The organism is Mesorhizobium sp. M7A.F.Ca.CA.004.06.1.1 (assembly GCF_003999135.1).
In the GTDB taxonomy this organism is placed as follows: Bacteria; Pseudomonadota; Alphaproteobacteria; order Rhizobiales; family Rhizobiaceae; genus Mesorhizobium.
This window is the reverse complement of record NZ_RZPQ01001326.1, coordinates 1-731: the sequence shown is the minus strand read 5'-3', so window position 1 is coordinate 731 and position 731 is coordinate 1. Positions and strand designations below refer to the sequence as shown.

Here is a 731-nt window from a genome sequence, read left to right as displayed (position 1 = left end):
GCCTATCCCGAGCTGTTCCAGGATGCGCGTGTCGACCTCGTGGCGAGTGCGGCCGACAATGGCGACGGCACCACGGGCCTGGCGGTGAGCGGACAAGGCAAGGCCGGCGGCTCGGCCTTTTCCGCATCGCTGTCGGGAAAGGGGGCGGTGGACAAGCTTCTCGAAGCGCCGGTGGCGCTTACCTTCAATGCCAAAAACCCTGATGCCACCACGCTGCTGGCCCTCTACGGCCTGCCGGCACTGCCGCTCGGCATGCTGGGCGAGGCGAGCACCGACATTCAGGCCAAGGGTACGCTCGGCGGCGGCCTGACGACGAATTTCAGCCTTGCCGGCAACGACTTCAAGGCGGGTTTCGAGGGGACGATCGCCGATACGCCGCAAGGCTTCGCCGCCAAGGGCAAGCTCAGCCTCGACGCCGCCGACATCGAGCCATGGCTGATGACGACAGGTATCGGCCTGCCGGGCATGGGGGCGGGCATGTCGACGTCGTTCTCGGCGCAGGGCGATTATGGCAACGGTCTGCTGGTGCTGGACGAACTCAACGGCGCTATCAACGAAGCGGCGGTGTCCGGCGACGTCAATATCGATGTAAAGGAGGGGGTCGACGGCAAGGCCGGCGTGCCGCATCTGGCCGGGGCGCTGATGCTCGACGAACTCGACCTCGATCCGATGGCGGTGGCGCTGTTCGGCGATTCCGCCTTTCTTGCCGACAAGGAAGAAACCAACAAGGG

1 pseudogene is annotated in these 731 nt (G+C 65.7%); it reads left to right on the top strand.

The annotated features are described in order from the left end of the window. Nucleotides 1-731: pseudogene (locus tag EN906_RS36100) on the top strand (AsmA protein); the annotation flags it as partial.